Source organism: Photobacterium sp. GB-36, from assembly GCF_003026135.1.
Classification (GTDB): domain Bacteria; phylum Pseudomonadota; class Gammaproteobacteria; order Enterobacterales; family Vibrionaceae; genus Photobacterium.
On sequence record NZ_PYNY01000059.1, the window covers coordinates 1 to 1,793 of the forward strand.

The window sequence follows — 1,793 nt, forward strand, 5'->3', positions numbered from 1 at the left end:
GACATACGGAACAGGGTAAGCCTGTATCATTCCCTTTGGGAAAGCCTTAGTGGCCGATAGTGATGCAGGTATAGGAGGTCGGAAAAAGCGAAAGCTACATTGTAATGATGTAGATACAGACTCATGTTTGATCACGAAAGTGAGCCCACTTCCGACTGGTCTCCCTTTGCGAGAGAGTTTGAAGAACTTTATTTAAGGAGAAAAGCAAATGATGATCTCGAAAGAGATTAGTGCATCTTCTGACGGTGCTCAATGGCAGTCAATAGACTGGAAATCCGTTGAAGCACACGTATTAAAGCTTCAAATGCGTATCGCAAAAGCAACTAGAGAAAAGAAATACGGTAAGGTGAACTCCTTACAGTGGCTCTTAACTCATTCTCGCTCAGCTAAGCTTCTTGCGGTTAAGCGTGTATCTCAAAACAAAGGCAGTAAAACGCCTGGAATAGATGGTGTCATCTGGAACACAGATGCACGCCGTATGAAAGCAGTCAATCAGCTTAGTCGCAAGACTTATAAAGCGAAACCACTCAAACGCATCTACATTCCCAAAAAGAACGGCAAGCTCAGGCCATTAGGCATTCCGTGCATGATTGATAGAGCGCAACAAGCACTCCATCTACTAGCACTAGAGCCTGTATCTGAAACACTTGCTGACCCCAATAGCTATGGATTTAGGCCAAATCGCAGCACTGCTGACGCGGTCAGTCAATGCTTCAAATGCTTGGCACTAAAGAAATCAGCCAAATGGGTACTTGAAGGGGATATCAAAGCCTGTTTCGACAAGATCGGCCATCAATGGCTTCTTGATAACATCGCTGTAGATAAGCGAATGTTGGAACAATGGCTAAAGTCTGGCTTTATGGACAAAGGTTTGTTCTATGATACTGATGAGGGTACACCACAAGGCGGAATCATATCTCCGACCTTGATGTTAATGACTCTCGCAGGGCTAGAGCAGTACATAAAATCCACTGCGCTCAAAAAGAGTGCTAGAGCTAACTTTATTGGTTATGCAGATGATTTCGTGGTCACCTGCTCTTCAAAGGAAGTGCTCGTGAACGACATCAAACCGTTGATTTCTGATTTTCTGGCAGAAAGAGGGTTAACCCTCTCCGAAGAGAAAACGAAGATCACTCATATTGATGACGGCTTTGACTTTCTGGGCTTCAATCACAGGAAGTACAAAGGGAAACTGCTCATCAAGCCGAGCAAATCCAACACGCTGTTATTTTTGAGAAACCTACGTGAACTCATCAAAAAGCACGCAACCATTCCTGTTAACGATCTTATCAAGTTGATAAATCCGAAACTCAGGGGATGGGCGAATTACTATCGCCACTGTGTTGCTAAGCAGATATTCGGGTATGTCGGCCACAATCTATTCCAAGCATTATGGCACTGGGCAGTTAGACGTCATCCAACCAAGTCCAAGGACTGGGTTGTTCATAAATACTTCCTTAACCGTAAAGGCCAATGGCAATTTCACGGTTGGCAGAAAGTCATGAACATGGATTGCCTGTTTAACCTATTCCAAATAGCAAAAGTGCCCATCGAGCGACATGTAAAAATCAAGAGTGCCGCTACGCCCTTTGATCCTCAATACCAAGAATACTTGGCAAAGAGAAAATCAAAGAAGCAATGCCGCAACTCTTGGCATGAACCTGCTCTCGCTGCTTTGTAAGTTGCTGGGTGCCAATCGGTGCCTTAGTGGAGGCTTGAGCCGTATGCAGTGAAAGTTGCACGTACGGTTCTTAGAGGGACGGCACTTGGTAACAAGTGTCGTCTACTCGACA

1 protein-coding gene is annotated in these 1,793 nt (G+C 44.8%); it reads left to right on the top strand.

Annotation, left to right across the window (positions count from 1 at the left end):
- The first annotated feature begins 208 nt into the window (after positions 1 to 208).
- Complete coding sequence (gene ltrA, locus C9J46_RS21180; RefSeq protein ID WP_107262345.1) at positions 209 to 1,681, top strand: group II intron reverse transcriptase/maturase; 1,473 nt, start codon at positions 209 to 211, stop codon at positions 1,679 to 1,681.
- Positions 1,682 to 1,793: the final 112 nt, after the last annotated feature.

Excerpts from the sequence above, each read along its gene's own strand:
- ltrA (WP_107262345.1), top strand. The coding sequence starts at position 209 with ATGATGATCTCGAAAGAGATTAGTGCATCTTCTGACGGTGCTCAATGG.